The organism is Microbacterium sp. Bi128, assembly GCF_918698205.1.
This window is the reverse complement of sequence record NZ_CAKKMM010000635.1, coordinates 1-2,827: the sequence shown is the minus strand read 5'-3', so window position 1 is coordinate 2,827 and position 2,827 is coordinate 1. Positions and strand designations below refer to the sequence as shown.

The following is a 2,827-nucleotide window of genomic DNA, read 5'->3' as shown; positions in this document are numbered from 1 at the left end:
GCCTCGCGCTGCGGCGAGATGCGCGCGCTGCCAATGCCGGCCGTCCAGGCTGTGGTGAAAGCATCCGGGTAGCGGTTGTCGTAGCGAATCGGGGCTTCCATCGTCTCGTGCCCCGCCGCCTCCAGCCGCGAGATGCCGTCCGCGAGTGCGTCGAGCGCCTCACTGTCCGGGATGAAGGGAAACTTCGCTTGCCACGGGCTGTCGAGACTTATGCCGATCCTCAGCGGTCGGGGCTCCTTGGCGGTCAGTTCGAGGTAGCCGGCGTGCGTCCGGCTGCCCATGCCCGGACCGCCCGCACCCTGATTGTCCGGGCCCGGCACCAGAGCATCCAGCAGCAGCGCGGCGTCGGCGGCGGAGCGGGCGAGCGGTCCGGCAACCACGAGCTGCGCGGGATCGCCTGAGCTTTCCCCGGCCGGCAGAAGCCCACGTCCGGGCTTCAACCCGACAAGTCCGCATGCCGCGGCCGGGATCCGCACGGAGCCTCCGCCGTCGGACCCTGGGGCGAACGGCAACAGCCCCGCGGCCACCGCGGCAGCGCTGCCGCCCGAGGAGCCGCCCGAACTGCGGCTGAGTGCATACGGATTGCGCGACGGCGGGGCGATCCGGTTCTCGCTGTAGGCGGTCAGGCCGAACTCCGGGACCTGTGTCTTGCCCAGCGAGAGGACCCCGGCGGCCTTGAGCGCGGCGGGAACTGCGCCGTCGGCCAGGGCCGGCTTGCGTTCCAGGGCCGCGCTTCCATGCGTGGTGACGACCCCTGCCACATCCGTCAGGTCCTTGAAGGCGACCGGCATTCCATGCAGCAGGGGCAAGGCGCCGCCGTTCCGGCTCCGGAGGGCGTAGCGCCGGTCAGCTGCCGTGGCGTCTTTCCGCGCCTGTTCCGCGGTGACCGTGATGAAGGCACCGAGGTGCGGATTCTCGGCTTCGATCCGGTCCAGGAAATGATCGGCGGCGGCCCTGGCGGACAGCTCGCCGGAACGGAGCGCATCGCGGAGCTCGACGGCGGAGAGTTCGTGGATTTCAGCCAAGGAGGCGGGACTCCGGCCGTACGTGGGGCCGCGCGGGCCGGCTACCCGGGGGACATGCCCATTCCTGGGTCCGGCGGAAGGACACGTTGGCATCATGCCCAGCGCGCGCGGCCAGGGGAGGGCATGTCCCGTGGCGGGGGCCGCGGACCGGCCGCTCCGCGGGGTGTTCGGCAGCCATGAGGTCTCCTTTGCGGTCCCCAGAAGCGTAACGTGCCGCCAGCGGGGGTGCGGTGCCAGCGGCGGGGGATACGCTGGGATCGGAGCTTGAATTCTGCGGAAAGGGTCAACATGAGCGACTTCCAGAGCGTAAGCGTGTCTGGCATCCCCGATGGTGCCAAGATCGTGGACGTCCGCGAGGACTATGAGTGGGCTGCGGGCCACGCCGAGGGTGCCCTGCACATTCCCATGGACCAGTTGCCGGCCCGGATCGAGGAGCTGGACCCGGACGAGGACGTCTACGTCATCTGCCGCACCGGCGGCCGCTCCTTCCGGGCCACCCAGTGGCTGGTCGGAATGGGATATTCCGCCGTGAATGTGGCCGGCGGCATGGACCAGTGGGTTGAGACCGGCATGCCGCTGGTGTCCGACAACGGCCTCAAACCGGTTGTCCTGTAACTGAAGAAGGAAGAACTGATGCCCGCACCGACGCTCACCTACACATTCCTCGGACCCGAGGGCACCTTCACCGAAGCGGCCCTGATGCAGGTCCCGGACGCGGCGGAGGCCATCCGCATTCCGTCCTCGAATGTGAACACGGCGCTGGACAAGGTGCGGGACGGCTCCGCCGATGCGGCCATGGTACCGATCGAAAACTCGGTCGAGGGCGGGGTCACCGCCACCCTCGACGCCATCGCCACCGGCCAGGAACTCCGGATCCTCCGGGAGGCTCTGGTGCCCATCAGTTTCGTCCTGGTGGCCAGGCCCGGCGTGGCGCTCGGGGACATCCGGCGCGTCTCCACCCACGGCCACGCCTGGGCCCAGTGCAGGCTCTGGGTGGACGCTAATATTCCCAATGCGGAATACATTCCCGGTTCTTCCACCGCCGCTGCCGCCATGGGCTTGCTGGATGGCGACGGCGCCCACTACGACGCCGCGATCTGCGCCCCGATCGTGGCCACCGAGCAGCCGGGCCTGAAGGTGCTGGCGGAAAACATCGGCGACAACCCCGGAGCCGTCACCCGGTTCGTGCTGGTGGGCCGCCCGGGCGAACTGCCGGCCCCCACCGGAGCCGACAAGACCACTGTCGTGGTGCCGCTGCCCGAGGACCGGCCGGGTGCGCTGATGGAGATCCTGGACCAGTTCGCCACCCGCGGCGTAAACCTGAGCCGGATCGAATCCCGGCCCACCGGGCAGTACCTGGGCCACTATTTCTTCAGCATTGACGCCGACGGCCATGTCGCCGACGCCCGGGTGGCCGACGCGCTCGCAGGTCTTCACCGGATCAGCCCGGCCACCCGCTTCCTCGGGTCCTACCAGCGTGCCGACGGCCACCGGACCAGCGTCGCGCCGCACACCTCCGACCAGGCATTCCGCGCCGCGCATGCGTGGGTGAAAGACATACTGGGCGGCGCATCTGCTGTGCCGGAATATACCCCGGGGGCTTCGCCCAGAGCGTAGGCAAATGCCATATGGCGCACTTCCACGCCCTCCCAACTGTGCGTATGCTTGCCTGATCCATATTGGGGAATTCCCCTACGGGAGGGAGCGGGTCATGTCAGGCACCAGCACAGAAAATGACGGCCAGGGAATGATAGTCAATCCCAAGCCGACAGCTGAAAATCAGGACTGGGACGGCGACGAGG

General features: G+C 68.7%; 3 protein-coding genes. 2 read left to right on the top strand and 1 reads right to left on the bottom strand.

Going from position 1 to position 2,827, the window contains the following annotated elements:
- Positions 1-1,025: amidase (locus tag LQV45_RS24090; protein WP_230009147.1), on the bottom strand; the 1,025-nt coding region annotated here is incomplete at its 3' end.
- 288 nt (positions 1,026-1,313) lie between these two features.
- On the opposite strand from LQV45_RS24090, the gene LQV45_RS24085 reads away from it, so the two are divergent.
- Positions 1,314-1,640: a rhodanese-like domain-containing protein gene (locus tag LQV45_RS24085; RefSeq protein ID WP_223914713.1), complete on the top strand. Its 327-nt coding sequence runs from the start codon at positions 1,314-1,316 to the stop codon at positions 1,638-1,640.
- Between the two features lie 18 nt (positions 1,641-1,658).
- Positions 1,659-2,642, top strand: a complete 984-nt coding sequence (gene pheA, locus LQV45_RS24080) for a prephenate dehydratase (protein ID WP_230009146.1) — start codon at positions 1,659-1,661, stop codon at positions 2,640-2,642.
- The last annotated feature ends 185 nt before the right edge of the window (positions 2,643-2,827 follow it).

What these genes read in the sequence shown, in the direction of transcription:
- LQV45_RS24085 (WP_223914713.1), top strand. Translation starts at nt 1,314, where the DNA reads ATGAGCGACTTCCAGAGCGTAAGCGTGTCTGGCATCCCCGATGGTGCC.
- pheA (WP_230009146.1), top strand. Translation starts at nt 1,659, where the DNA reads ATGCCCGCACCGACGCTCACCTACACATTCCTCGGACCCGAGGGCACC.